The sequence below is a fragment of the Ketobacter sp. genome (assembly GCF_003671495.1).
In the GTDB taxonomy this organism is placed as follows: domain Bacteria; phylum Pseudomonadota; class Gammaproteobacteria; order Pseudomonadales; family Ketobacteraceae; genus Ketobacter.
The window spans coordinates 1-26,434 of record NZ_RCHN01000033.1; the positions used below are offsets into that span (position 1 = coordinate 1).

Sequence of the window (26,434 nt, forward strand, 5' to 3'; positions counted from 1 at the left end):
TCAAGCAATATCAAGGATTTGCCAATCTTGGAATTTGCTGATATAGATTAAAGATTGAGCAGTTGCGAGGAATACGCTAATGGCAACAAGAAAAAAGAAAAACGTCGTCGAGCTTTCACGTTCACACTTTGAACCCTACGAGCCCGCCAAAGACGAAGAGTACATGAGCAAAGGCCAGTTGGAACACTTCAAACAAATCCTGTTGAACTGGCGCCAGGAACTGATGGAAGAAGTGGACCGCACAGTTCACCACATGAAAGACGAGTCCATCAACCTCCCCGATGCGGCAGACCGCGCCACCCAAGAAGAAGAATTCAGCCTCGAACTCCGTACCCGCGACCGCGAACGCAAACTGATTCGCAAGATCAACCAGGCGCTGGACTCCATCGAGAAAGAAGATTACGGCTGGTGTGAAGCCTGTGGCATCGAGATCGGCATTCGCCGCCTGGAAGCCCGCCCCACCGCCACTCTCTGCATCGACTGCAAAACCCTGCAGGAGATCAAAGAGAAGCAATGGGGCACCTGATCGCACGTTGATGCCATCGCAACCCTTACTCAGGCACGGAATCGAATCCGTGCCTTTTTTATTTATCCGAAGAGTGCTTTGCCAAAGAGCGTTTAGCCCTAGAGTGATTGTCCCGGTTCGCTTCCGCCCAGGGGCCACTCCCGAATGAACCCTTGCTACGTCGGGCGCTTCGCCCCATCCCCCACCGGTCCCCTGCACATCGGCTCACTGCTCACCGCCGTGGCCAGCTACCTGGATGCGAAAGCCCATCAAGGGCAATGGCTGGTGCGCATGGAAGACCTCGACCCACCCCGGGAACAACCCGGTGCAGCGGACGCCATCCTCAACACGTTGCAACACTATGGCCTGCACTGGGATGGCGATGTCCTGTTTCAAAGTCAACAGCACGGGCGCTACGAAACAACGGTGCAGCAACTGCTGGCCGACAACAACGCATTTTACTGCACCTGCTCCCGAACCCAGATTCTGGCGGCCTCCGGTTCCACCACATACCCCGGCACCTGCCGCGCCTGCCATCAGCCCCCCGCCACACCCTTTGCGGTAAGACTGCAGGTACAGAATAAAGACGTCTCCTTCGAAGATGATTTACAGGGCCCCCAGCGCTGCAACCTGCAACAACAGGGTGGGGACTTCGTCATCAAGCGCAAGGAAGGCCTGTACGCTTATCATCTGGCGGTGGTGCTGGACGATGCGTTACAGGGCATCACCCATGTAGTCCGCGGCAGCGACCTGCTGGAATCCACCTTCAGTCACTGGTATCTGCAGGAAGTGCTGCACCTGGCCCATCCTCACTACGCGCACCTGCCTGTCATCGTCAACGGGGAAGGGCAGAAACTTTCCAAGCAGACCTACGCGGAACCGATTCCCCGGCAGGACCCGGGACCGTACTTGCGCTATTGCCTGCAGGCGCTGGGGCAAACACCGCCTGCCACACTGCGCGGCGCAGCCAAGGCCACCATTCTGGAATGGGGCTGCGAGCACTGGCGTTTGCAGCAGGTGCCCCACCAACGCAGCATCCCGCAACAGAAACTGTGAAGGGCCCGGGCCGCACACTTTGCATCACCCTGCGTCCTAACGTAACATCAATAGACATACACTTCTGGTTGCCATCATGTACATCGACCGGCTGGTTCTAATCTTTATAGTGGGTGCCTATGTGCTGTCCCCGTCCCTCATGCAATGGTGGGCGGAAAGCGGCACCGCCTGGTGGCGCCCCTTCATCATCTGGGGTCTGTTGATCGCCGTTACCTTCTGGATTGCGCGGAGTCGGGATCTGGATGGCTTTTAGTGTTGCCCAGCTGTTTGGGATTGGTGTTGGTTACCTGCTGCTGTTCTTTCTGGTGGCCTATCTCACGGAACACGGTTTCGTACCGGCGCGACTGGTGCGTCACCCGATCACCTACGTGTTGTCATTGGGAGTCTTCGCCAGCGCCTGGGCCATCTTCGGTGCAGTGGGGTTTGCCCATGACTTTGGCTACAACTTCCTGGCGTATTACCTGGGTATTTCCGGCGCCTTTATGCTGGCCCCCATTCTGCTGGCCCCCATTTTACGGCTGACCCAAACCTACCAACTGGGATCCCTGGCGGACCTGTTGTCGTTCCGTTATCGCAGTCCGGTGGTGGGGGCCGTGGTGACCATCGCCATGCTGCTGGGTATCCTGCCGTTAATTGCATTGCAGATACAGGCCGTGGCCGATGCAGTGCACATCCTCAACGAGGAAACCTCCCAGGAAATCCTGGCCTTTGTGTTCGTAGTGCTGATCATCATGTTTGCCATTCTGTTCGGCGCCCGCCACATCAGCACCCGGGAAAAGCACGAAGGCCTGGTGGTGGCCATCGCCTTTGAATCCCTGGTCAAACTGATCGGATTTTTCCTGGTGGGCGGGGTGATTCTGTTCGAGGTGTTTGACGGCCCCGGTGGCCTCAACACCTGGCTGGCGGAACACCCGGAGCAACTGGTGTCACTCTATCAGCCGTTGGAAGAAGGCCCCTGGCGGGCATTGGTGGCGGCGTTTTTTGTGGCCTCCGTGGGCATGCCCCATATGTTCCACATGGCCTTCACCGAGAACCTGAACCCCAGGGCCATCATGAGTGCCAGCTGGGGCCTGCCGCTGTACATGTTCTTTATGGCGATCCCGGTGCTGATCATCGTCTGGGCCGCCGCCAAGCTCAACATTTTCAGTAACCCGGAGTACTTCACCCTGCTGGTGCCGGAAGCACTCAATTCCAAATGGCTGGCCATTCTCGGCTTTGCGGCCGGCTTGTCCGCCGCCAGCGGTGTGATCATCGTCTGCACGCTGTCCCTGTCGGCCATGTTCCTCAATCACATCATTCTGCCGATGGCCCCCTTCTATCGCCGCAGCAACCTCTACTCCTGGCTGCTGTGGACCCGGCGCATCCTCATCGCCGCCATCGTGCTGGTGAGCTACGGCTTCTATGTGATCATGCAGAACAAGCACACCCTGTCGGAGCTGGGCTTTCTGGCGTTTGTGGCCACCATGCAGTTTGTGCCGGGCCTGTTCGGTGTGCTGCTGTGGCCCAAGGCCAACAAGGACGGGTTCCTGGCGGGGCTGGCGGCCGGGCTCAGCGTGTGGCTGTTCGGCCTGCTGTTGCCGGTGCTGCTGGGCATTCAATTCCACATTTCCGCCCCATTGCTGTTCGACGATCTGTTCCCCACTCCCAACAACAGCTACATGGTGGCCACCTTTGCCATCTTCATCAATTCCACCATTTTCGGCATCGTGTCCATGCTGACCGAATCGTCACCGGCGGAAATGCAGGCGGCGGAAACCTGCAACGTGGACAACCTGCGCCGCCCGCAACGCTGGGAGCTGTCCATTGGTTCCGCACGGGAATTTGTGGGGCGGCTGGCCAAACCCCTGGGGGCCAGCACGGCCCGCCGAGAGGTAGAGCTGGCGCTCAATGACCTGGCCATGAGCCTGGACGAAACCCGCCCCTACGCCCTGCGCCGACTGCGGGATCAACTGGAGAGCAACCTGTCCGGCCTGCTGGGTCCGTCGGTGGCCCATGAGGTCATGAACGGCTCCATTCCCTACGTGATCAAAAGCAACGACACCAGCAGCCAGGACATCCACTTCATCGAGAGCCGGCTGGAGGAATACCACGACAAACTCACCGGCCTGGCGGGGGAGCTGGACAGCCTGCGCCGCTTTCACCGGCAGACCCTGCAGGACCTGCCAGTGGGCGTGTGCTCTCTGGGCAGCGACGGTGAAGTGCTGGGCTGGAACAGTGCCCTGGAAGCCATCACCCGGGTCTCTCCGGACCAGATTCTGGGCTCCCAGATCAATCACCTGCCGGAACCCTGGAACGGCGTCTTCAGCCAGTTCATTGACAACGAATCCCGCACCCAGCAGGTGGAAGTGGAGCTGGATGGGGTGCACCGCTGGATCAGCCTGCATAAAGCCGCCATCGGCCTGGGCAAAATGAACCAGATCAACAGCGGCCAGGTGGTGGTGGTGGAAGACACCACCGAGGTCAAGATGCTGGAGCACCACGTGGCCCACAATGAGCGCCTGGCCTCCGTGGGCCGCCTGGCCGCCGGCGTGGCCCATGAGATCGGTAACCCCATCACCGGCATCGCCTGCCTGGCCCAGAACCTGCGCTACGACAGCCGGGAGCCGGCCATCCTGGAAAGCGCCGACCAGATTCTGGATCAGACCAAGCGCATCAGCCGGATTGTCCAATCCCTGGTGAGTTTCAGTCACAGCGGCACCACAGAAGTGGCCATGGAGCCGGTTTATGTGTATGAATGTGCCCAGGAAGCCATTGACCTGCTGAGCCTGAACAAAGAGGTGGCCCAGGTCATCTTCACCAATGCGGCAGACCCCAATCACTGCGTCAAGGGGGATCAGCAGCGGTTGACCCAGGTGTTCATCAATTTATTGAGCAATGCCCGGGATGCCATGGTGGAAGGTGGCGAGGTCAAAGTCATCAGCCATGCCCACGAGCACACCATCGTCATCGACGTGGAGGATAACGGCAGCGGCATACCGGCCGAGGTGCTCAAGCGCATTTACGAGCCTTTTGTCACCACCAAGGACCCGGGCAAGGGCACCGGACTGGGCATGTCACTGGTCTACAGTATTATTGAAGAGCACTACGGGCAAATTGTGATACAGAGTCCACTGGATTCCGAAAACGGCGGAACCCGTGTTACCATAACTCTCCCCCGCTATACACTGTCCGCGGAGGAGCATTCTGAAGTCGACCATGAGGAACAGCATGAGCCACATCCTGATCGTTGAAGACGAAGCAGTTATACGCAACGCGCTGCGCCGTCTTTTGGAGCGAAACGGCTACCAGATTAGCGAAGCCGGCGCGGTCCAGGATGCCATCGACAGTTTCAAACTGGGCGATTTCGATCTGATCATCACCGACCTGCGTTTGCCGGGCGCCCCGGGCACCGACATCATTCCCCAGGCCGACGGCGTACCGGTGCTGGTGATGACCAGTTACGCCAGTCTCAAGTCCGCTGTGGAATCCATGAAAATGGGCGCTGTGGATTACATCGCCAAACCCTTCGACCACGACGAGATGCTGATGTCCGTGGAGCGCATCCTGAAAGAGAAAGCGCTGGAACGGGAAAACCAGGCCCTCAAATCCCAGCTCAACCGGGATTACCCCCTGAGCGGCATGATCGGCGAATGCGAGTCCATGCAGATCCTGTTCAAGAACATCCAGAAGGTCTCCCCCACCGATTCCACCGTACTGGTGCTGGGGGAATCCGGTACCGGCAAGGAGCTGGTGGCGCGGGCGGTTCACGACCAGAGCCAGCGCCACGACGGCCCGCTGATTTCCGTCAACTGCGCCGCCATCCCGGAAACCCTGATTGAATCCGAACTGTTCGGCCATGAAAAAGGGGCCTTCACCGGCGCCAACGCCAACCGCAAGGGGCTGGTTGAAGCCGCTGACGGCGGCACCCTGTTCCTGGACGAAATCGGCGAGCTACCCTTGGAAGCCCAGGCCCGCCTGCTGCGCCTGCTGCAGGAGAAGGAAGTGCGTCGGGTGGGGTCCGTGCAATCCAAGACGGTGGATGTGCGCCTGGTGGCCGCCACCCACCGCAACCTGAAACACCTGTCCAAAGAGGGTCGTTTCCGCGAAGATTTGTACTACCGACTGCATGTGGTGGAACTGAAACTGCCGCCCTTGCGGGAACGGGGTAAGGATGTGGAAAAGCTGGCCCTGGAGCTGCTGAGCCGCACCACCCGCCGCATGGCCAAACAGGAAATGTCCTTCTCCAAGGACGCCCTGGACGCCATCAACAAGTACAGCTGGCCTGGTAACGTACGCGAGCTGGAAAACGCCATTGAACGGGCGGTGATCCTCTGCGACGGCCAGGTGATCACCCCGGACCTGATGGCCCTGGACCTGCATTCAGAACCCGAATACCAACTGGATGACGACGTCACCCTGCCCAAACCCAGTAGCCGCAGCAACCACGATGACGTGGAAGATCCGGCTGAAGACCTCTCCCTCGAAGACTACTTCCAGCGCTTTGTGCTGGAACATCAGGAACAGATGACCGAAACCGAGCTGGCACAAAAGCTGGGAATCAGTCGCAAATGCCTGTGGGAGCGCCGTCAAAGACTTGGCATCCCCCGCAAAAAGCCCGCCTCCCGCTAAAGACAGAAACCCGACACACTTGCCCCGGTAACACCTGACTATTTTTTGACCTTATGTTACGGATTGTTACCGAGGCCCGGTCACCCATTGGCCTGGAGCAACGTGCGCCCCTTACCCGGTGAGCGAATTTCCCATTCAAAACGTTGAAATGTTAACAAATTTAACCAAGCGTAACGGATGTGTTACCTGTGTACCCCCACACCAAAGTGTTACCGTCATACACACCAACGGGAACACATACACAGAAATACGGTAACAGAATATTGACCATTTACTGCGTTTACATACCGCAACATTTATAACCTGCTGTTATATCAGTACTTTTTAATTTTCGCTCAAGTTGGCACAGGCCCTGCTATATATCTAGCGTACCAACAAGGGCAGCCAACGATAACGAATAACAATAATAAAAAGGCCCCTTGAACAGTCGAAAGCAATAACAACAATAATAAAGCACGGTGGTCACTTTTTAAGTGGCATACAGAAAGAGGACAACCCCAGGGTTGTGAGCCATAACAAGAACAATAGCAAATGGCTTAGATTGCAAAATCCCTCTTACTGCCACAACCACCAAAAACAAGTAACAACAATAAAAATAAGAAACGCGATAATAACAACAAAAACAAGTCGCTAAAAAACAACAATAAGAGTCGGCACAAAGACTGGGCCTTCGGGCCCAGTCAGAAAAAAGAATAGAGCTTCTACAAAAACTACTACAAGCATGAAGCGTAAGGGAAAGTCGAAAGGCTTTCCCTTTTTGCTTTTTTGCCCCGCCAAATTACCGCAGCCCATCGAAAAACGTCTAACCTATTGAATAGAGTGTATTACTCCAGCCACTCGGTGTTAGAATCGTGGCCAACCAAATCCACCGCTCAACCATTACGGAAATCCGACCCGCAGCATGCCTAGACGGCTTATCAAAAAACTAAAAGGCTTAATTTCCGGCGAGCAGGGCAAGCCGGCCCTGAAGGTGATCCCTCGTGGTGAGCACCACTTCCCGGAAGAGGACATTCGTCGCAATGTGTTGTCCGTACTGGACGGGCTCACCGACGCCGGCTTTGAAGCCTACCTGGTGGGAGGCTCCATACGGGACGGCCTGATTGGCCTGCACCCGAAAGACTTCGATATCGCCACCAGCGCCACGCCAGAGCAAATCAAAGCCGTCTTCCCCCGCAATTGCCGACTGATCGGCCGCCGTTTTCGCCTGGCCCACGTCCGTTTCGGCCGGGAAATCATCGAAGTGGCCACCTTTCGCGCCAACCACAGTAAAGATGAAGACAACGAGCATCGCTCTGCCCAGTCCGAGGAAGGCCTGTTACTGCGGGACAACGTGTTCGGCACCCTGGATGAAGATGCCATCCGCCGGGATTTCACGGCCAACGCCCTCTACTACCGACACACTGACGGCGCGGTGCTCGATTTCGTCAACGGTTATCAGGATATCCGTCGCCACACCCTACGCCTGATCGGCGATCCGGAACAACGCTACCGGGAAGACCCGGTGCGCATGCTGCGGGCCGCCCGCTTTGCGGCCAAGCTGGACTTTGAAATCGAACCGGCCACCGCGGCCCCCATCCGGGAGCTGTCAGAGCTGCTGGGACTGATCCCCCCGGCGCGCCTGTTCGAAGAAGTCCTCAAACTGTTTCTGGGCGGCTATGCCCAGGCCGTGTGGCCATTGCTGGTGGAATACGACCTGGCCCGCTGGCTGTTCCCCCTGTCCATACCGGAGGTCAATAATGACACCGGAGTGCAATCCATGATTGAGCTGGCGCTGCGCAACACAGACAATCGTCTGGCCGAAGGCAAACCGGTCACCCCGGCTTTCCTGTTCGCCGTATTGCTGTGGGGGCCGCTGCAGACTGAATGGCGCCGGGCACAGGAGAACGGCCTGCACGCTGCACCCGCACTGCAGAAAGCCATTCAGAAAGTCACCGCCAAGCAGGCCCAACACACCTCCATTCCCAAGCGTTTCGGCCTGCCCATGCGGGAAATCTGGGAGCTGCAGGGGCGGCTTGACCAGCGTTCGCCAAAACGCTGTGAATCCCTGATCCAACACCCCCGCTTCCGCGCCGCCTACGACCTGCTGCTGTTACGGGAAGAAGCCGGCGAGATCGAGCCCGGACTGGGAGACTGGTGGACCCGTTACCAGGAAGCGGACAGCGATGAACGTGCCGCCCTCTGCCAAGGCCTGGGTGGCAACAAAAAACCACGCCGTCGCCGACGCTACAAGAACCGTCGCAGCAGCAATCCATCCAACTCATGACCCATCAGCCTGTGATGCACCGGGTGTATATCGGTCTGGGCAGCAACCTGGACACGCCACTAGAACAGCTGCAGCAGGCCCTGCAACACCTCGCGCAAATCCCACAGACCACCCTGAAAGCCGTCTCAGGGTTTTACGGCAGCAGCGCCGTCGGCCCTGGCACGCAACCGGATTACGTCAATGCGGCGGCAGAACTACACACCCAACTGGCAGCGCACGTTTTGCTGGACCATCTGCAGGCCATTGAACAGGCTCAGGGGCGGGTACGGGGCCCACAGCAATGGAGCCCGCGCACACTGGATCTGGACCTGTTGCTGTATGGGGATGAATGCATTGCGACCGAACGTTTGACTGTGCCCCATCCGCGCATGACCGAGCGCAACTTTGTGCTGCAACCGCTGCTGGACCTGAACGCCGATTTGCGTATGCCAGATGGCCGCGCCGTGCAGGCATTGCTCCACCAGCTCCCATCCGGCGGTTTGTGGCGACTATGAAATTCATCGTGGTGGAAGGCCCCATCGGGGTGGGCAAAACCACCCTCACCCGCAAACTCGCCCGCAGCTTTCGCTACGACCTGCTGTTGGAAGGTGCGGCCGACAATCCGTTTCTGGAACGCTTCTACCAAAACCAGAAACAATGGGCGCTGCAAACCCAACTGTTTTTTTTGCTGCAGCGGGCCGACCAGTTAAACGAGCTACGGCAGACCGATATGTTCCAGCCGGTGCGGGTTGCCGATTTTCTGATTCACAAGGATCGGTTGTTTGCCGGTTTGACCCTGGACGACGATGAGTTCCGCCTCTACGACAAGGTCTACCAGCATGTTATCTCCAGCATTCCCCGACCAGACCTGGTGATCTATCTGCAGGCTTCGGTGGACACCCTGCAACAACGCATTCAACGACGGGCCATTCCCTGCGAACAGCAAATCAGTGCCGACTATCTGTCCCGCCTCAGTGATGCGTACGTGGATTTTTTTCTGCGTTATGACGAGTCGCCGCTGCTGATGGTCAATACCGAACATCTGAACTTGGCAGAAAGCACCCGTGACTACGAAAAACTGCTGGAGTATATTCAGTCCATTCACAGCGGCCGCCATTATTTCAACCCGGTGGACCACTAAGCAGGAAAGTACTGTTTTTCCTGCATCAACAGCAATACAGAGGGAGCATTACGCAACATGGCTATCACCCTTTCCACTCTCAACAAAATCAAGCAGGAAGGCAAGAAATTCACTTGTCTCACCGCCTATGACAGCACCTTCTCCCACCTGGCCAGCAGCGCCGGCGTGGAAGTCCTGCTGGTGGGGGATTCCCTGGGTAATGTTCTGCAGGGGCATGACAGCACCGTCCCGGTCACCCTCGACGATATGATTTATCACACCGAATGTGTGCGCCGCGGCAACCAGGGCGCACTGATCATGGCGGACCTGCCATTCATGACCTACGCCACCGAAGAGCAGACCATGGCCAGTTGCGCCGCCCTGATGCGCGCCGGTGCCCATGTGGTGAAACTGGAAGGTGGCGACTGGCTGGTTAGCAGCGTGCAAAAGCTCACGGATCGCGGTGTCCCGGTGTGCATTCACCTGGGGCTGACACCGCAATCGGTCAACAAATTCGGTGGCTATAAAGTACAGGGTCGTGACCCGGCGGAACGGGAAGCCCTGATCCGGGATTCCATCGCCGCGGAAAAAGCCGGGGCTGCCATTCTGTTGTTCGAGTGCATTCCCTCCGACCTGATGGAAGAGATCATGCAGAAAGTCTCCATCCCGGTGATTGGCATCGGTGCCGGTCCGTCGGCAGACGCCCAGGTGTTGGTGCTGCACGACATGCTGGGGGCCACCACCCGCAAGCCCGCCAAGTTTGTGAAGAATTTCATGCCGGAGGGTGACGGCAGCATTCAGGGTGCCATCAGCGCCTATGTGACCGCGGTCAAGGACGGCTCCTTCCCCGCACCGGAGCACGGCTTCGCCTGAGTAGACAGTTTCGCCTGAACATAAGGTTTCGCCAGATGAAAACAGTTAACAGCATTGAAGCATTACGGGCCGCAGTAAAAGCCCAGCGCATGGCGGGAAAGCGCATCGGCTTTGTTCCCACCATGGGCAACCTGCACGCCGGTCACATCACCCTGGTCACCGAAGGCCTGAGACAGGCGGATTTTATGGTATCCAGTGTGTTCGTAAACCCCACCCAATTCGGCCCGAACGAAGATTTTGACAACTACCCGCGCACCCTGGACGCCGATGCCGCCAAACTGGAAGCCGCCGGTTGCCATCTGTTGTTCGCGCCACCGGTGGACGAGATGTACCCCGGCGACCAGGACACCTGGGCCAAAGTGGTGGTGACGGAGATTACCGACCGGCACTGTGGTGCGGCCCGCCCTGGGCACTTTGACGGGGTTTCCACGGTGGTCACCAAACTCTTCAATATTGTTAAACCCGATGTGGCCCTGTTCGGCAAAAAAGATTTCCAACAGCTGGCAGTGATCCGCCGCATGACCACCGCCCTGTGTTTCGATATCGAAGTGGTGGGTGTGGACACCGTGCGGGAAGCCAACGGCCTGGCCATGAGCTCTCGCAACGGTTATCTGTCGGCGGACGAAAAAAATCGTGGTGCCAAGCTCTATCGCTGCCTGTGCGCGGCCAAAGAGGCCATCCAGCAAGGTGAACGGGATTATATGGCCGTCAGTCAGCGCGCCAACCAGGAGCTGACCGGCGCCGGTTTCGAACCCGAATACTTTTCAGTGTGCCGGGCGGACACCCTAGAACCGGCCACCGCCACGGACTCTGACCTGGTGATCCTGGCGGCCGCCCGCATGGGTAAGGCCCGCCTGATCGACAATATCGACTTTCAGTTGTAACCCAACCCCATCACTGCGCGTTCACACCGCGTTCACAGCGGCGTCACACCCTGTTGACGCCCGCTGTTCTAACCTGACTCCGCTTGTAAAAAGAAGGGCTGTGACGCCCCATCAACCAAGAGGAGATTCACCATGCAACGTACCCAATTAGCCACCCTGGCCCTCGCCACCAGCAGCGCCCTGTTGCTCACCGCGTGCGACGATGAGAAGTACGATAAATTTTTCCCCAAAGGCGAACTGAGGGTTGTCCACGCCTCGCCGGACGCCCCGCCCGTCAATGTCTTACTGAACGGCAAACCCTCCATCACCGACCTGGATTACGCCGAAAGTTCCGGCTTCACAACCCTGCGTACCGGCCGTTACAGCATCCAGGTAGAGGGTATTATTCCCGGCGGCAATGCCACCGTGATCGATGTAGCGGGCTTCCAGATCAGCAAAAATGCCAGTCCCACCGTCATTGCGGTGAACACCGTAGCCAACATCGAACCCATTGTGGTGGAAGAGTCCAGTGCCACGCCCTCGGACAACGAGGTGGCTTTGGTGGTCACCCATGCAGCGCCTGTGGCCGGGGCCGTGGATGTTTACCTCACGGCACCCGGTGACAGCATCAGCGGTTACAGCCCGGCCTTTAATTTTGATTTCAAGGACAGCGTGGACGCAGGCGCACTGGCTGTGGGCGTGGTGGAAATCCAGGTGGCCATCGGTGCCACGGTGGTGTACAACTCCGGGGCCATTGACCTGTCTGCCTTCGCAGGTCAGAAACTCATCATGGCCGCCATCAACAGTGAAAACGACACGGAGAACGCCGCCGCCCCCATCAAACTGCTGGCAGTGACCGACGACAACGCCGTTGAACTGCGGGATGCGGATACCCAGGCCGGAGCCAAGGTGGTCCATGCGTCTCCGGATGCCGCAGCAGCTGCAGGGGGTGCAGTGGAAGTGTTCGCCTCCAGCCCGGTATTAGGTGTGGACCCGGTAGAACTCATCGACGCCTTTGACTATACCGATGTGGTGCCTGCAGCCACCGGTTACGTCGCAGTGCCGGCAGCAACGTTCACCTTTGATGTGGCGCCTGACACGGACAGCATCGGCGACAGCGTCTACACCTCTGCCGAAGTCACCTTCAACGCCGGCCTGGAATACACCGCCATTGCCGCCGGGCGCGTGCTCAGCAGCCCCGCTTTCGGCTTGCTGGCGACCGTCGATGACAACCGTGCCATCGCCACCCAAGGCAGCCTCAAAGTGACTCACGCTGCACCGGCTGCCGGAGCAGTGGACGTCTTCGTCACCGCTGCAGGCGCCTACACGAGCGCCGAAGTGGAAGCGGGTCTGGCCGGCGACCCACTGCTGGACGACTTCGCTTTTGGCACCATCACAGACTACGTGGCGGTGGCGCCGGGTGCATACGACATTCGCGTGGTGGCCGGCGGGGTGGTGGCCATCAACATCGAAGCCCTCAATGTCAGTGGCGGTGATGTACTGCACGCCATTGCCCGCGGGCCCAGCGAACCTGCGGGCGCTCCGGCTGATTTCGGTGTGATCCTGCTCTCCAACTGATGCCCATCCACTGGCAACGGGTTGCCCTGTACGGGCGACCCGTTCACTTTCACCGGACAGAACTGTCATAATGCTGCCATTCCAGACCAACCGGGAAACCCGTTTGAAGCGCACCGCGATCAATACCAAACTGCTCAAGATATTCCTGATTCAGGTGCTGCTGATCAGCGCGGTCACCGTCCTCGGTGTTTTCGCCGCGGCGCTGATTACGGAGGAAGTGCTGGTAAAACAAGCCCTGGAGCGGGAGGCCGATTATTTCTGGGAGCGCTACCGGAACCAACCGGAGATCCACGCTCCGGACACCCTGAACCTGCAGGGCTATCTGGCGCACCAGAACCAGCTGCAGGGGCTGCCCCGGGAATTGCACAACCTGCCCTTGGGTAAAAGTCGCATCGACTTTCATGGCAAAGACCCCATCGTGCACGTCTCCCAGAATGGCGAACACCGGCTCTATCTGATTTTCAATGAGCAACAGGTCAGCCAGCTGTCGTTCTTCTTTGGCATCGCGCCGCTGGCGCTGGTGCTGCTGGTTCTGTATGCCCTGGCCTATTACACCTATCGCCAGGCCAACCGGGCGCTTTCTCCCATCCGCAAACTGGCAAACAGCATGCGGCACTACGATGTGAACCAGGCAGACACGCCACTGGATGTGGATGCCCTGAGCTGGGATGCAGACGAGGAAACCCATGTGCTGGTGGATGCCATGAACACCTTCATCCACCGGGTACAGGAGCTGATCAACCGGGAACGCACGTTCAGCCGTTATGCCAGTCACGAACTGCGCACCCCCCTGGCGGTGATCAAGGGGTCCATCGACAACCTGGAGCGACAGTCCCTGCCAGAGGGCACGCAACGCCACCTGGCTCGCATGAAGAGCACCGTTCAGGATATGGAGCAGATGATGAATGCATTGCTGGAGCTGTCCCGGGACGCCACCAACCTGACAACGGCAGACACCCTGCAACTGAATGACCTGATCGAACTCCTGGCAGAGCAACATCGGCAACACCATCCGGACAGCCCGGTAGCGCTCACCGTGGAGCACCGGGCTCTGTTGCAGGTACGGGGCTCCACCAAGCTCATCAGCATCCTCATCAACAACCTGCTCAACAATGCGCAAACCTATACCGCCAGTGGGCGGATTGTGGTGACGGTGGATAAGGAGGGATTCTCGGTCGCCGATACCGGGATTGGCATTCCCGCCACAGAGCAGGACAAAGTATTCAGCCCGTTCTATCGCGTCAATCAACAATCTGAAAAAGGATTTGGCCTGGGGCTGGCGATTGTCGAGAAGATCTGCAGGGAACTGGGTTGGCACATCCAACTCCACAGCGAGGAAGACGCCGGCACTACCTTTACCGTGACGGTGGCGGCACCAGTTTAAACCCCTGTCCCGGCACGGTGTGCAGCAACGGCAATGCAAAGGGCTTATCAACGGCCTGGCGCAGCTTGTACAGATGGCTGCGCAGGGAGTCGCTGTCCGGCATCATGTCCCCCCACAGCTCCTGTTCCAGCATTTCCCGCGTTACCAGCTTGGGGGATTCCCGCATCAATATTTTCAGAATGCGAAAACAGGTGGGAGAAAGCTGGATCAGTGTATTCTCCCGGGTCACCGACAAAGTCGCCGGATCCAGGACCAGATCACCCACCTGCAATTGCCCCGGTGACAACTCACCCCGCTGCCGCCGGATCAGCGCCACCAGCCGCGCGGCCAACTCCGGCAGGTCAAACGGCTTCACCAGATAGTCGTCGGCCCCGTGCTGGAATCCTTGCAGCTTGTCATCCAACTGATCCCGGGCGGTTAACATGATGATGGGCGTGGCGATGGCTTTGTCCTGGCGTAATGTCTGGCACAACGCCATACCGTCCATGCCCGGCAACATGATGTCCAGAACGATGGCGTCATAGTTATTGCTGGAAGCCAGATGCAGGCCACTCAACCCATCGGCTGCGTAGTCCACCTGAAAGCCCACACTGGCCAGGAAATCCAATACCGTCTCGGCCAGTTGCCGATGGTCTTCCACCAGCAACACCGTGGCATTGGCAACAGTAAGATTATCCGGCACGAAATCCTCTTCGCTTGATCAGGTTGTTTCAGGATGGTTACAGGTGGCTTAACAGTACCAGAGTGCAGCACAACAGGCCAAGCGCTAACGGCCATCACCACTGGCGCGGCAAGCGGAGTGCAAACAACGCCGCCAGCAACACAAACAGGCCGGACACCAGCAGACAGACCACCAAACCGTATACCTGGAACAACCACCCGGACAAAATGGTTCCCAACAACCGGCCCATGGCGTTGGCCATGTAGTAAAACCCCACATCCAGCGACACACCGTCCGCATCCGCATAGCTCACTATGAGAAAGCTGTGCAGGGACGAGTTGATGGCGAACAAGGCCCCGAATACCAGCAACCCCAGCAGCAGACTGGCGTCCGGTTCCCAGCCGAAATACAGGCTGCATGCCATGGCCACCGGCAATAGCGACAGCGGCAGTGCCCACTGGAACGCAGCCCTGCCGTCGGGCACCCTGCCCCGGGCTTTGCCGGTGAACCGTGGCGCCTGGGTCTGTACAAATCCGTAGCCGATCACCCACACGGCAAGAAACCCTCCCACCTGCCAGTGGTCCCACTGGAAGTGCTCCGCCAGATACACCGGCAGCGCCACCACGAACCACACATCCCGGGCCCCGAACAGGAACAGCCGCGCAGCCGACAGTCGGTTAATCGCCGGACTTTTGGAGAATATCCGGGTGAACTTGGGCTTGTGTTTGGACTTGCCCAGATCCTGGCGCAAATAGTACACACTGAACAGCCAGATCAGAGCCAGCACCACCGCCATCACCAGGACGGCGCCCTGAAATTCCAACCAGACCAGCAACGCACCGCCCAGAAAAAAGCCCGCTCCCTTCAAAGCATTTTTGGACCCGGTGAGCAGTGCCACCCAGCGGTACAAAGTGCCCTGGGCATGCGCCGGGACCAGCAGTTTGATGGCGCTTTTTGCGCTCATCTTGTTGAGGTCTTTGGCGATGCCCGACAGAGCCTGTGCCGCCATCACCCAGGGCACGGTTAACAGCGTCGCCGGCACCAGCAACATGGACAAGGCGATCACCTGCAGCAACAATCCCAGGTTCATGGTGCGATTCAAGCCCAGGCGGGCACCCAGCCAGCCACCGGTCAAGTTGGTGACCACACCAAAGAATTCGTAAAACAAAAACAACAGGGCGATGTCCAGCGGGCTGTAACCCAAGCCATGGAAATGCAGCACCACCAACATACGCAGGGCACCGTCGGTCAGGGTGAACGCCCAATAGTTACCGGTCACCAGCATGTATTGGCGAATCTCCGGCGCCAGGCCCGCCAGTACCCTCATGGTACTTACTCCTGATCCATCACAGCGACTTTCAGCACCAGTTCTGCCGTGCGATTGGCGTAGCCCCATTCGTTGTCATACCAGGCATACAGTTTCACCTGGGTGCCGTTGATCACCATGGTGGAGAGCGCATCAATGATGCTGGAGCGGGGATCGGTTTTATAATCAATGGACACCAGCGGCCGCTCTTCATAACCCAGGATACCCTGCAGTGCCCCCGCTGCGGCCTGCTGCAGAAAGCCATTTACCTCCGCCACCGTCGTCGACCGTTTCACCTCAAACACACAATCCGTGAGGGAGGCATTGGCCAGGGGTACCCGCACCGCATGGCCGTTCAAGCGGCCTTTCAGTTCCGGAAAAATGTGGGTGATGGCGGTGGCGGAGCCGGTGGTGGTGGGAATCAGGCTCATACCACAGGCCCGCGCCCGGCGCAGATCTTTGTGGGGCGCATCCAGGATGGTCTGGGTATTGGTGATGTCGTGAATGGTGGTCATAGAACCGTGCTCTATGACCAGATTTTCATGAATCACTTTCACCACTGGCGCCAGGCAGTTGGTGGTGCAGGATGCCGCCGTGACAATGCGGTGCACAGCCGGATCGTAGAGATGATCGTTCACTCCCATCACCACATTCAGCAGCCCCTCTTCTTTGACCGGTGCGGTCACCACCACCCGTTTCACCCCCTGCGCCAGATAAGCCTGCAACTGGGCTTGGGTTTTCATTTTGCCGGAGGCTTCGATAACCACATCACAGGCAGACCAATCGGTTTCCGGCACTGCCGTATTACGGGTGCAGGGGATCACCTGGCTGCCAATCAGCATGTTGCTGCCTTCCGAGCGGGCCTCATGCTGCCAGCGCCCGTGCACAGAATCAAAGTTCAGCAGGTGTGCCAGGGTGGCCGCGTCGCCGGCCGGGTCATTGATGCATTGCACGCGCACAGCGGGATTTTCGTTTAACACCCGCAGGGCCAGGCGCCCCATGCGGCCGAAGCCATTGATGCCCACGTTGATGGTCATTTGCTCTCTCTCATTGAATGGGTGACGCCGTTTGGCAGTGGCGCCACCGACAGGTTAGCAACAGGATTCCTGGCGCTGCGGGCGATCCCCCATGCGACACAGGTTGTTCACATTGTCGTTGAGGAAATTCCGGTTGGCGCGCCGGGTGTCCGTCAGCACCTGCCGCGCCCACACCGGCAATCCAGGGTTGATGCGATAGAACACCCACTGCCCCTGGCGGCGATCCAACAGCAACTCACAGCTGCGCAACTGGGCCAGATGGCGGGAGATCTTGGGCTGGCTTTCACCCAGAGCGGCCATCAGCTCGCAGACGCAAAGCTCCCCCTCCTGCTCAATCAACAGCACGCAACGCAGGCGGGTTTCTTCCGCCAGGCATTTAAACAGAGACAGTGGATTCACAACGACCCGCCTTTATTCGCCAATAGCCGGGATGGCTCAAACAACGTCAGCATAGCGGCGGATTATGACACATATATGAAATATCATATATATGGTTTTACGAATACCCTAAACGGGTTTGCCCACCCAATTTATCGGGCAAGCGGTTTAATCGGACAAGTAGTATTCCACGGTGGAGACCACCCTCACCTTTTTGATGTGAGGATTGTTGGTGTCCCGGGGACTGATGGTGAACTGGCCCTGGGAGGCCCGCTTGATCTTGCCCAGGGTGCTCTGGGAATCGTCTGCAAATTTCATGGCCACCTCCCGCGCCTGCTTGGTGGCCTCCTCAATCATCTGCGGTTTCACCGCGTTCAAATCCGTGAACAGGTATTCGGTCTGCGCCTGATAGTCGCCCCGGGTAATGACCACCCCCTGCCGCCCCAGCTCCGAAAGCTTGCTCATCACGTCACGTACCTGGGGGATCTGACGGGAATACACGGTCACGGTTTGCTGCGCAGCATAACGAAACGCCACCGCACCATTGTTGCCATATTGCTGGGCGGATTTATCGGTGATGGCAGGCTGCGATACGGTAATGTCCTCAGCGGCAATGCCGTTGGCCTGCAGGAACGCCTTGATCTTGTCGGTGCTGGCATCCAGGGCGGCGTACAACGCACCCAGTTCGTTGTGAGCCTCGGTGAATTGAATGGGCCAGATGACGATGTCGGCATCCACCTCCCGTTCTGACAGGCCTTTCACGGTGACCGTGCGCTCATACTCCTTGAACTGGATTGCGGAACTGCCCAACACATACCCCAGGCCAAGCAACCCCACGCACACCAACAGCCCCAGCAAAAAGGCTCCCACTGTATTGTTCCCGGACATCATTCGCTCCCTGTGGTCATGATGGTGAATCGAATACGCTCGCGGCGCTCAACGGCTGGCTTCGCGCTTGGCCAGAATGCGATCCAGATGGTTGGCGAACGCCTGCCGGTCACTCTGACTCAAGGCCGGCGGCCCACCGGTGTCAACACCACTGGAACGCATGGTGTCGAGAAAATCCCGCATATTCAGGCGCGGGCCAATGTTTTCTGCGGTGTGCAGCTCCCCCCGCGGACTCAGGGCCTGGGCGCCTTTGGCAATGGCTTCTGCCGCCAGGGGAATATCGCTGGTGATCACCAGGTCACCGGCATTGACCCGGCGCACGATTTCGTTGTCCGCCACATCAAAGCCGGATTGCACCTGCAGGAACTGAATGAAGGCGGATTTTGGCACCCGCAGAAACTGGTTCGCCACCAGGGTGGTCACCACCTTTTTGCGCTCGGCTGCCCGAAACAGGATTTCCTTGATCACCACCGGACAGGCATCTGCATCCACCCAAATATTCATGCTACCGCGTTCCCAAATTATGCATTGTGGCAGGCATTCTACCCTGAACCAGGCCTAGATGCCCGCCCCCATCATATTGGTGTGAATGTCCGCAGCCGGCGGGATGCCAACAAACACCGAGGGCCTGATCCACTGACTGACGTTTTTGGTCAATGCCGGCGGGCCCACCAGGGTCAGGCGCTTTTCTGCAATAGCCTGTTTGTAGCTGATGTCCCCCATCCAGGCCTGGATCATGGTACGCAGGTCGGTGGTGAAATACACATCCACTTCCTTTCCGGGGTCATGGATGCAGGTGTCCACATGATCGTTCTTCACCACCAGCCACCAGTTTTTCAGATCCACCAGATCGGTAAACTGAAAGCGGATCACCGTCTCGGTGCCCACCAGCTTTTCTGTATCCACACTGCGCTCCAGGTACAGCATCAGCAGCTCCACATCCAGGTCACTCTGGGGCATGCCCTCCCGCGCCCAGCGCATGCCCCACACGCCCATGGTCTCCAACACCGGATACAGCTCCTGGCCGGCAGGCGTTAAAAAGTATTCATAGCCTTTCTGGCCGGGTATTTTTTTCTTCAACACCAGACCACAACTGCACAACTCATTCAGGCGTTTGGTCAACATGGTGGGCGAGATGGAGCACAGGCCACGCTGCAGCGTATTGAACCGGGAAGCGCCCATCAGCAGTTCGCGTACGATCAGCAAAGTCCACTTATCACCCAACACCTCAGCGGCTTTTGAGATGGGGCAAAATTGTCCGTATTGCATCGGCTCATCCTCGATATTGATTGGCGGTATTCATTGGCCAAATAAACGTGTGAAAACTCACAGTGATTTTCGCTCGTAATACAGCTTTTACGCCAACTACATATTTGGCAGTGCGTTACTACAGTTTGCGTAGTTGGTTACTACAGTTTGCAAAGTATGTTTGCCGGATCGGTTTACCTACCATGGCGTTGTTGATCACTACGACACACAACACCGCAAGGAGAGAACCATGACAACGCACCACCACACTGCCTGGTTTAACACAGCAGAAGAATTGCTGAACAATTTGGGCAGCCTGTTCGCCGACCGCGCTTTCGATTTTGACACCAATTGCATGTTTGTACAAAAAAATTACAAAGACCTGCAGGAAGCGCGATTCTTTTCATTGGCCATACCTGTTGAGCTGGGGGGCGCAGGCCTCACCTACAGCGAACTTTGTCAGGTGACTCAGCAACTTGGGCAGTATTGTGGCTCCACCGCCCTGGCGTTCGCCATGCATTCCCACCCCGTGGCCCTGAATGTGTATAAGGCACAACGCGGTGACACCCGGGCACAGGCCACCCTGCAGAAAATTGCCAGCCAGGAGCTGATCATCGCCGGCACTGGTGCCAACGACTGGTTGGAATCCAACGGCACCGCCCAAGCTGTAGACGGGGGCTACCTCATCAACGCGCACAAACGTTTCGTCAGCGGTGGCCCCGGCGCCCAGGTGCTGGTGTCCAGCGTGAACCATCAAGGCGCCGAGGGCGCTGAGGTGATTCACTTCTCACTGCCCATGAGCAGCGCGGGCATTCGTGTGCAAAACAACTGGAAAACCCTGGGCATGCGCGGCACCGGCTCCAACGACATCGTACTGGAGAACGTGTTCCTGCCCGAGCAGGCCATTGTGGCCCGGCGCCCGGCCGGGGTGTGGCACCCCATCTGGGACACCCTATTACCGATTGCCATGCCACTGATTACAGCCTGTTATTTAGGGCTGGCAGAGAAAGCGTTCGAACTGGCTCGCACCGCCAGCACCGGTAACCTGGAATTAGCGAGCCTGTTAGGCACCCTGCACAATCAACTCACCACCGCCCAACTGGCGTTGGAGGACATGGTGCGCTGTCAGGACAATTATGGCTTCACACCGTCGCGTGCTTTGACGAACGCCATTCTCACCCGCAAAACCATCGCCAATCAGGCCATCCGCAATGTGGTTGAGCAGGCAGCGGTGTTGGTGGGTGGTAGTGGTTTTTTCCAAGGCCATCCCCTGGAGCGGATTGTACGCGATGTCAGGGCAATGCATTTTCATCCCTTGCCCGAGCACAAGCAGGTCAACTTTTCCGGCCGACTTTTAATGGGTCTGGACCCCATCAGCCTCTGACTAAAACTGACGTGTTCTTATTCACATTTTTACTCACTATTTTTCTGGAGAGACCTCATGACAACGCTGATTCATCAACCAACCAACACCCTCGACCAGCCACTTACTGCGGGCCGCAAGAGTACGCTGCTGCTCTATGGCATCGCTTCCTATCTGATCGGTTGTGCCGGCTTAGTGGCGGTGATTCTGGCCATGGCGGGCATCCTGCCCATGGGAAGCTTTATTGTCCTGACCGACAACGCGCTGCTGGCCTGTGTCATCAATGTGCTGCTGATCGGATTATTCGGGCTGCAGCACTCCATCATGGCACGGCCTTTTTTCAAACGGGCCTTTGCCAATACTTTCAGTGCCGCCAGCGAGCGCGCCACCTTTGTGTGGGGCAGCGGAGCCACCCTGCTGATCATCCTCGCGCTGTGGCAACCGGTGAGCGGACATCTGTGGCAAGTGGAATCCCTGGCCGGACGAACGATACTGTGGTGCCTGTTCGGGGCGGGCTGGAGCTATCTGTTTGCCGCCACCTTTGCCATCAACCATTGGGATTTGTTCGGTCTGCGCCAGATCTGGTTCGCCGTCAACGATCGCGCTTACCAGGCACCGGAGTTCAAGGAAAACTGGATGTACCGTTTCAGCCGCCACCCCATCATGCTGGGCGCCTTGATCGGCATGTGGTGCGTACCGGATATGAGCGCAACCAAACTGGTAATGACCCTGAGCCTCACCGCGTATATCTTTACCGGGTTGCGCTTAGAGGAAAACGACCTGGTCCGCGAATTTGGCGAGCAATACCTGGAATACAAGAAGCGGGTGGGCATGTTCTTCAGCTGGAAGTAACTCTCTTGAAAAAAATCGTGGCGGAAGGGCCTTAACGAAAAGCCTTCCGCCACACTGAACTACCGATCGTGACGCTCCCATCCCTTGTGCCAGCCACGGCCTTGTTCCGGCTCCAGGGTTTTGCTGTACACCGCTTTACCATCAATGTCCTTCAGGGTGACGGTCATCTCAGCGGAATAGGCATCAATGTCCACCTGACCATAGAACTGCAGTCCGGCAAACGGACTTTGATTGGGGCTGTCCGGTGCCATCTGGAAATCCACCCGGGGGCCAAAGGTGTTGTCCAGCGTGTTGGGACCGAAACTGCCGGCGTTCAACGGGCCGCTGACGAACTCCCAGAACGGCAGGAAATCCTGGAACTGGGCGCGATTGGGATCATAGTGATGGGCGGCGCAGTAATGCACATCGGCCGTAAACCAGACCACATTCTTGATCCGCTTGCGCTTGATGTAACGCAGCAGCCCGGCCATCTCCAGTTCACGGCCCAGGGCAGGGCCATCACCATTGGCCAGGTTTTCAAATTTATCGGCACCGTCGCGCACAACCAACCCGATGGGCATATCAGAGGCAATCACCTTCCACACGGCTTTGGAATGCTCCAGCTGATGTTTGATCCAGGCGATCTGTTCCTGACCCAGGAAGGCGGTTTCCGGACCGGGTTCAGACTGGTTGTTGGCGGAGTTGCCGGCACGGTAGCTGCGCATATCAATCACGATCACATCCAGCAGATCCCCATAGGACAGCTTGCGATAAACCCGTTCCGGTTCCGAGCTGTCGTGGGGGCGCATAGGGGCGTATTCCAGGAAGGCGCGGCTGCCGTGGGCAATCAGGGTGGGTACGTTTTTTTCAGTGTAGCGGACATCGTTGCTCAGATCCTTGGCATCGGACCAGTTGTTCACCACTTCATGATCATCCCACTGCCAGATCTGCGGCACCTCCGCATTGAAGCGGCGGACGTTTTCATCCAACAGGTTGTACTTGTAGCGGCCGCGGAATTCATCCAGGGTTTCTGCCACCTTGGACACTTCCTCCGTCACCAGGTTGTGCCACATCTGTCCATTTTCAGCGAGTTGGTATTCTGCAATCGGGCCATCGGCGTAAATATTGTCGCCGCAGTGAATAAAGAAATCCGGTTGCTCCTGGCGCATGGCCTCATAAATTTTCATGCCGCCAAATTCAGGATTGATGCCCCAGCCCTGCCCGGCGGTATCACCGGACCACAGAAAGCGAATGTCGCGGCGGCGGCGTGGAGCCGTGACAAAACGTCCGCTGACCGGCTCACTGACGACCCGGTCGTTACTCAAATCCTGGAACTGCACCCGCACAAAGATTTCCCGGTCCGAGGGCAACTGGCGCAGATCCAGTCGCGCGGTAAAATCCGAGGTGGCCAATGCATAGGGGCCGCGCACTTTCACCGGCCGTGCAAAATCCGGGGACAGATCGTACTCCACCAGCATGCGGGCCGGACGATCACTGCGACTCCAGATCATGGCCCCGTGACACTGCACATCACCGATCTGAATACCCTGTTCCAGTTTCGGCCGGGCAGAATCCAGAGTAATGAAGGCCGGAGCGGATTGGGCAAAGCGGGGAGCAACCACTCCCGCCGCCAACAGAATTCCGGATGAACGCATAAACTGACGACGGGTTTTCTTATCCTGGTCTGACATGAGCTTGTCCTTAAATTCACAGCATGAACGAATTCACAGTATGGATGGGAGGGTTAAGCAGGCATGCCGCCGATGGTAAGAGCACTCTATGACAGGGGGCAGACGCTTTTATTGCGTCGTTGACACATTATTTCAGTATTTCTATCACGATTCCCGCTGCACCCATTGCACAGGGTCCGAACCATAATAGCGTTTGAACTGGTCGTATAATTGCGGATGTTGTTGTTGCAACTGTTGCGGTTTTTCGAAAAACGTTTCCGTCACCACAGCAAAAAATTCAGCGGGCGAGGTGGCGCCATAATCGTCAATCACATTCGGTTGATCCAACTCCATGGCCCGGTGCAATTGCTGGTAGGCATCCGTTAATACCTGCTTCCAGGGACCATACTGCTGGGGGTCGGACAGAATCGGCAGGCCGTCCATTTGCCAGTTTTCCTCGTCCAGTTTGTGGGCAAATTCATGCATCACCACATTGTGACCATCGCGGTCGTTGCGGGCACCCTGCAACACCTGATCCCAGGCCAGCACAATCGGGCCCCGATGCCAGGATTCACCGGTGCGCACCGACACCATATCCGAATGCACCATCCCGTCCCGCTGGGTCACCGGCACCACAAAGGTTTCCGGGTACACCAGAATGGTTGCAAAACCGGGATAATAGTCGGTGGCCTTGTTCAGGATCAGGATGCAGGCCTGGGCCGCGATCAGCAACTTCACATGCTCATTGATCTCCATGCCATTGCATCCCACAAACACCTTTTCCGCCATGAACACCTGCATGTGGCGCTCCAGGGTGCGCCGCTCCCGGTCCGGCAACTTGCGATAGAGGGCAAACTGCTGCTGCAACAGTTCACGCCAGGCGTCCGGAAAGGGCGCCGCCTGCAACCGACGACGGCGCTGCTGTTTCCAGTGGCCCCGAAACCTGCTGCCCAGATACCAGGCCAGAACCGCCGCCGGCACCGACAGCAGAATCAGGTAGATCACGACCCGCTTACCACTACACCCGCGCCCCCAGCATTCTGCGCAAAGTGCCGTCCCGGTCAATCAGGTGATGTTTCAGGGCCCCTGCCACGTGCAGGATCACGGCCACGATCATGGCTTCACCCAACCAGTGATGGGCACTGTGGGAGAACGAAGCCAGTGCTTTATGGATGGGAATCGACTTGGCGGGATTCTCCGGGTCCAGATTGCGGGCCACCACTTCCAACCCGAACACCTCCAGGCCATGACCGCCCATGGTGGACATCAGAAAACCGGAGATCGGCATGCACAGCGTGCCCAGAATCAACACCCAGTGCACCACTTTCGCCAGGATCTGCTCGATGCTGGAATACTGGCTCACCGGCACCGGCCAACCATTACGCAGGCGCCAGACCACCCGCAGCACCACGATGAAAAAGATCAGAAATCCGAAGGACTTATGCAACGGGTACAGGCTGCGGGTTTCGGTTTCGGCCATGTAGACGCCTACGGCCAGCAGGCCGATGATGGAAAGCCCGACGATCCAATGCAAGGCGACGGTAATGGGACTGAACTTGTCTGCGGTATCCAATTGCATCCGCGTTACTCCTAGCGCTTTGGGTTGAAGTCTCGCCCACCCGCCCGGTGAGCTGACCGCAGAATACCACTTTTTGTGCTGATTGAATTCTCAGCACCTTGCTCCAACTCCCCTTCTGGCATCTCACACCGCCCCCTCTCCGGGCACCGCACACCCTGGAACGGTCACGACAAGGCCTACGCAGAACCACAACAAAACCTAGACAAAATACAGATATAACCCCCAATACCTTTCATAAATCGACTCAGTATAGATACTGTCTACTATAGATATATAGACAAACCACCAAATCAGGGCCTAAAGACGTGAAACAGTATCAAATCGGCACCGTGGCCAAGCTGACCGGCCTCACCGTGCACAACCTGAGGGTCTGGGAGAAGCGCCACAGCGCCGTTGAGACCCAGCGTACCCCCACTGGCCGCCGGGTTTACTCCGACCAGGCGCTGGAACGCCTGAAGCTGCTCAAGCACTGCGTGGACAACGGGCACACCATCGGCGCCATCGCCGCCATGACCGACGACGAACTGAGGGAACTGGTGAGCGCTCGTCCGGTGGAAGAGCCGACCGCGGGTAACCGTGCTGTGAACGTGACCACGGTGGCCGCCGAGTGGTTCGACAAAGTTCAACAGCGGCTGGGCAACGAGGTCCAATGGGGTTTCATCCAGCACTACGACACCTGCGCCGATCTGCGCGCTCACCACCCCGGCAGTGCGGTGGATCTACTGCTGATTGACCAGCCTTCCATTCCAGCGGCAGAGGTCAAACCCCTGGGCCAGCTGATCAAACAGATCAATGCGCGCATCACGCTACTGACCTACCGTTATGCTCGCCAGCAGGACGTCACCTACCTACGTACCCTGGGCGTACAGGCACTGAAATCACCGCTGGATTACGCAGACGTCGCCACCTACCTCAAGCGCCGGCTGAAAGAGAAGTCCGGTGTGGTCAGCGTCCTGCCTTCACGCCAACCGCCGCCGCGCCTTTATACGGATCAATTGCTGGAGAAAGCCGCCTCGGTGAGCTCCAGCATCGACTGTGAGTGTCCGCAACACCTGGCGGAAATCATTCAAAGCCTGACCGCCTTCGAAGCCTACAGTGCCCAATGTGAAAGCCAGGACCGGGCCGGCGAGGATCTGCATCGCCACATACAGCTGCGCACCGGTCATGCCCGGGCCATCATGGAAGACCTGCTGCAATCGGTACTGGAACAGGAGGGAATCGACTTATCACTGGTCAAACTGTGA

At 57.9% G+C, this 26,434-nt stretch carries 25 protein-coding genes; 15 read left to right on the plus strand and 10 right to left on the minus strand.

All coding sequences use genetic code 11. From position 1 onward, the window contains the following. The first annotated feature begins 79 nt into the window (after window positions 1-79). From dksA to D9N14_RS15800, 12 genes are all read left to right on the plus strand, one after another. Entirely contained in the window at window positions 80-526 is a 447-nt protein-coding gene (gene dksA / locus D9N14_RS15745; protein WP_290581441.1) for an RNA polymerase-binding protein DksA, read from the plus strand. 144 nt (window positions 527-670) lie between these two features. Next, a complete protein-coding gene (gluQRS, locus tag D9N14_RS15750) occupies window positions 671-1,561 on the plus strand; it encodes a tRNA glutamyl-Q(34) synthetase GluQRS (RefSeq protein WP_290581443.1) in 891 nt (296 codons plus the stop codon). A gap of 76 nt (window positions 1,562-1,637) precedes the next feature. Beyond that, window positions 1,638-1,814, plus strand: coding sequence for a hypothetical protein (locus D9N14_RS15755; protein ID WP_290581445.1), 177 nt, complete (start codon window positions 1,638-1,640; stop codon window positions 1,812-1,814). After that, window positions 1,804-4,791 carry a sensor histidine kinase gene (locus D9N14_RS15760; RefSeq protein WP_290581447.1) on the plus strand — a complete coding sequence of 996 codons (2,988 nt, stop codon included), beginning with the start codon at window positions 1,804-1,806 and terminating at the stop codon, window positions 4,789-4,791. The genes D9N14_RS15755 and D9N14_RS15760 overlap by 11 nt, the downstream gene beginning before the upstream one ends. Continuing rightward, the gene (locus D9N14_RS15765) at window positions 4,769-6,169 is read left to right on the plus strand and encodes a sigma-54-dependent transcriptional regulator (protein WP_290581449.1); all 1,401 of its coding nucleotides are present in this window, start codon (window positions 4,769-4,771) and stop codon (window positions 6,167-6,169) included. Before D9N14_RS15760 ends, D9N14_RS15765 begins: the two co-directional genes overlap by 23 nt. A gap of 901 nt (window positions 6,170-7,070) precedes the next feature. Next, complete coding sequence (gene pcnB, locus D9N14_RS15770) at window positions 7,071-8,432, plus strand: polynucleotide adenylyltransferase PcnB (protein WP_290581451.1); 1,362 nt, start codon at window positions 7,071-7,073, stop codon at window positions 8,430-8,432. Next, entirely contained in the window at window positions 8,429-8,926 is a 498-nt protein-coding gene (gene folK / locus D9N14_RS15775) for a 2-amino-4-hydroxy-6-hydroxymethyldihydropteridine diphosphokinase (protein ID WP_290581453.1), read from the plus strand. The genes pcnB and folK overlap by 4 nt, the downstream gene beginning before the upstream one ends. Beyond that, the gene (locus D9N14_RS15780; protein ID WP_290581455.1) at window positions 8,923-9,552 is read left to right on the plus strand and encodes a deoxynucleoside kinase; all 630 of its coding nucleotides are present in this window, start codon (window positions 8,923-8,925) and stop codon (window positions 9,550-9,552) included. The genes folK and D9N14_RS15780 overlap by 4 nt, the downstream gene beginning before the upstream one ends. Before the next feature lie 57 nt (window positions 9,553-9,609). Beyond that, window positions 9,610-10,404: a 3-methyl-2-oxobutanoate hydroxymethyltransferase gene (gene panB / locus D9N14_RS15785; protein ID WP_290581457.1), complete on the plus strand. Its 795-nt coding sequence runs from the start codon at window positions 9,610-9,612 to the stop codon at window positions 10,402-10,404. Window positions 10,405-10,439: 35 nt separating this feature from the next. After that, window positions 10,440-11,288, plus strand: a complete 849-nt coding sequence (panC, locus tag D9N14_RS15790) for a pantoate--beta-alanine ligase (RefSeq protein ID WP_290581459.1) — start codon at window positions 10,440-10,442, stop codon at window positions 11,286-11,288. Between the two features lie 132 nt (window positions 11,289-11,420). Continuing rightward, complete coding sequence (locus tag D9N14_RS15795) at window positions 11,421-12,845, plus strand: DUF4397 domain-containing protein (protein WP_290581461.1); 1,425 nt, start codon at window positions 11,421-11,423, stop codon at window positions 12,843-12,845. 70 nt (window positions 12,846-12,915) lie between these two features. After that, on the plus strand, window positions 12,916-14,229 hold the full coding sequence (locus tag D9N14_RS15800; RefSeq protein ID WP_290581463.1) for a sensor histidine kinase: 1,314 nt from the start codon (window positions 12,916-12,918) through the stop codon (window positions 14,227-14,229). Here D9N14_RS15800 and D9N14_RS15805 read toward each other — a convergent pair. From D9N14_RS15805 to D9N14_RS15835, 7 genes are all read right to left on the minus strand, one after another. Further along, window positions 14,201-14,878 carry a response regulator transcription factor gene (locus D9N14_RS15805; protein WP_290581640.1) on the minus strand — a complete coding sequence of 226 codons (678 nt, stop codon included), beginning with the start codon at window positions 14,876-14,878 and terminating at the stop codon, window positions 14,201-14,203. The two genes, D9N14_RS15800 and D9N14_RS15805, sit on opposite strands and share 29 nt — an antisense overlap. Window positions 14,879-15,005: 127 nt before the next feature. After that, on the minus strand, window positions 15,006-16,217 hold the full coding sequence (gene arsJ, locus D9N14_RS15810; RefSeq protein ID WP_290581465.1) for an organoarsenical effux MFS transporter ArsJ: 1,212 nt from the start codon (window positions 16,215-16,217) through the stop codon (window positions 15,006-15,008). A 5-nt stretch (window positions 16,218-16,222) separates the two neighbouring features. Then, the gene (locus tag D9N14_RS15815; protein ID WP_290581467.1) at window positions 16,223-17,233 is read right to left on the minus strand and encodes an ArsJ-associated glyceraldehyde-3-phosphate dehydrogenase; all 1,011 of its coding nucleotides are present in this window, start codon (window positions 17,231-17,233) and stop codon (window positions 16,223-16,225) included. A gap of 54 nt (window positions 17,234-17,287) precedes the next feature. Beyond that, window positions 17,288-17,632 carry a metalloregulator ArsR/SmtB family transcription factor gene (locus D9N14_RS15820; protein ID WP_290581469.1) on the minus strand — a complete coding sequence of 115 codons (345 nt, stop codon included), beginning with the start codon at window positions 17,630-17,632 and terminating at the stop codon, window positions 17,288-17,290. Between the two features lie 147 nt (window positions 17,633-17,779). Beyond that, window positions 17,780-18,499 (minus strand): SIMPL domain-containing protein, encoded by a 720-nt coding sequence (locus D9N14_RS15825; protein WP_290581471.1) that lies wholly within the window; start codon window positions 18,497-18,499, stop codon window positions 17,780-17,782. Between the two features lie 48 nt (window positions 18,500-18,547). Then, window positions 18,548-19,003: a YaiI/YqxD family protein gene (locus tag D9N14_RS15830; RefSeq protein WP_290581473.1), complete on the minus strand. Its 456-nt coding sequence runs from the start codon at window positions 19,001-19,003 to the stop codon at window positions 18,548-18,550. A gap of 54 nt (window positions 19,004-19,057) precedes the next feature. Next, window positions 19,058-19,768, minus strand: coding sequence for a winged helix-turn-helix transcriptional regulator (locus tag D9N14_RS15835; protein WP_290581475.1), 711 nt, complete (start codon window positions 19,766-19,768; stop codon window positions 19,058-19,060). Between the two features lie 229 nt (window positions 19,769-19,997). On the opposite strand from D9N14_RS15835, the gene D9N14_RS15840 reads away from it, so the two are divergent. Then, complete coding sequence (locus D9N14_RS15840; RefSeq protein ID WP_290581477.1) at window positions 19,998-21,131, plus strand: acyl-CoA dehydrogenase family protein; 1,134 nt, start codon at window positions 19,998-20,000, stop codon at window positions 21,129-21,131. 57 nt (window positions 21,132-21,188) lie between these two features. Continuing rightward, complete coding sequence (locus D9N14_RS15845; protein ID WP_290581479.1) at window positions 21,189-21,962, plus strand: methyltransferase family protein; 774 nt, start codon at window positions 21,189-21,191, stop codon at window positions 21,960-21,962. A gap of 59 nt (window positions 21,963-22,021) precedes the next feature. Here the strand turns inward: D9N14_RS15845 and D9N14_RS15850 are convergent, their stop codons facing one another. The 3 genes from D9N14_RS15850 to D9N14_RS15860 form a co-directional block, all read right to left on the minus strand. After that, window positions 22,022-23,632, minus strand: coding sequence for an alkaline phosphatase D family protein (locus tag D9N14_RS15850; RefSeq protein WP_290581481.1), 1,611 nt, complete (start codon window positions 23,630-23,632; stop codon window positions 22,022-22,024). A gap of 144 nt (window positions 23,633-23,776) precedes the next feature. After that, window positions 23,777-24,616: a zinc-dependent peptidase gene (locus tag D9N14_RS15855; RefSeq protein WP_290581483.1), complete on the minus strand. Its 840-nt coding sequence runs from the start codon at window positions 24,614-24,616 to the stop codon at window positions 23,777-23,779. Window positions 24,617-24,629: 13 nt separating this feature from the next. Next, a complete protein-coding gene (locus D9N14_RS15860) occupies window positions 24,630-25,190 on the minus strand; it encodes a cytochrome b (protein ID WP_290581485.1) in 561 nt (186 codons plus the stop codon). A 305-nt stretch (window positions 25,191-25,495) separates the two neighbouring features. Here D9N14_RS15860 and D9N14_RS15865 point away from each other — a divergent pair, with 305 nt between their 5' ends. Further along, window positions 25,496-26,434, plus strand: a complete 939-nt coding sequence (locus D9N14_RS15865; RefSeq protein WP_290581487.1) for a MerR family transcriptional regulator — start codon at window positions 25,496-25,498, stop codon at window positions 26,432-26,434.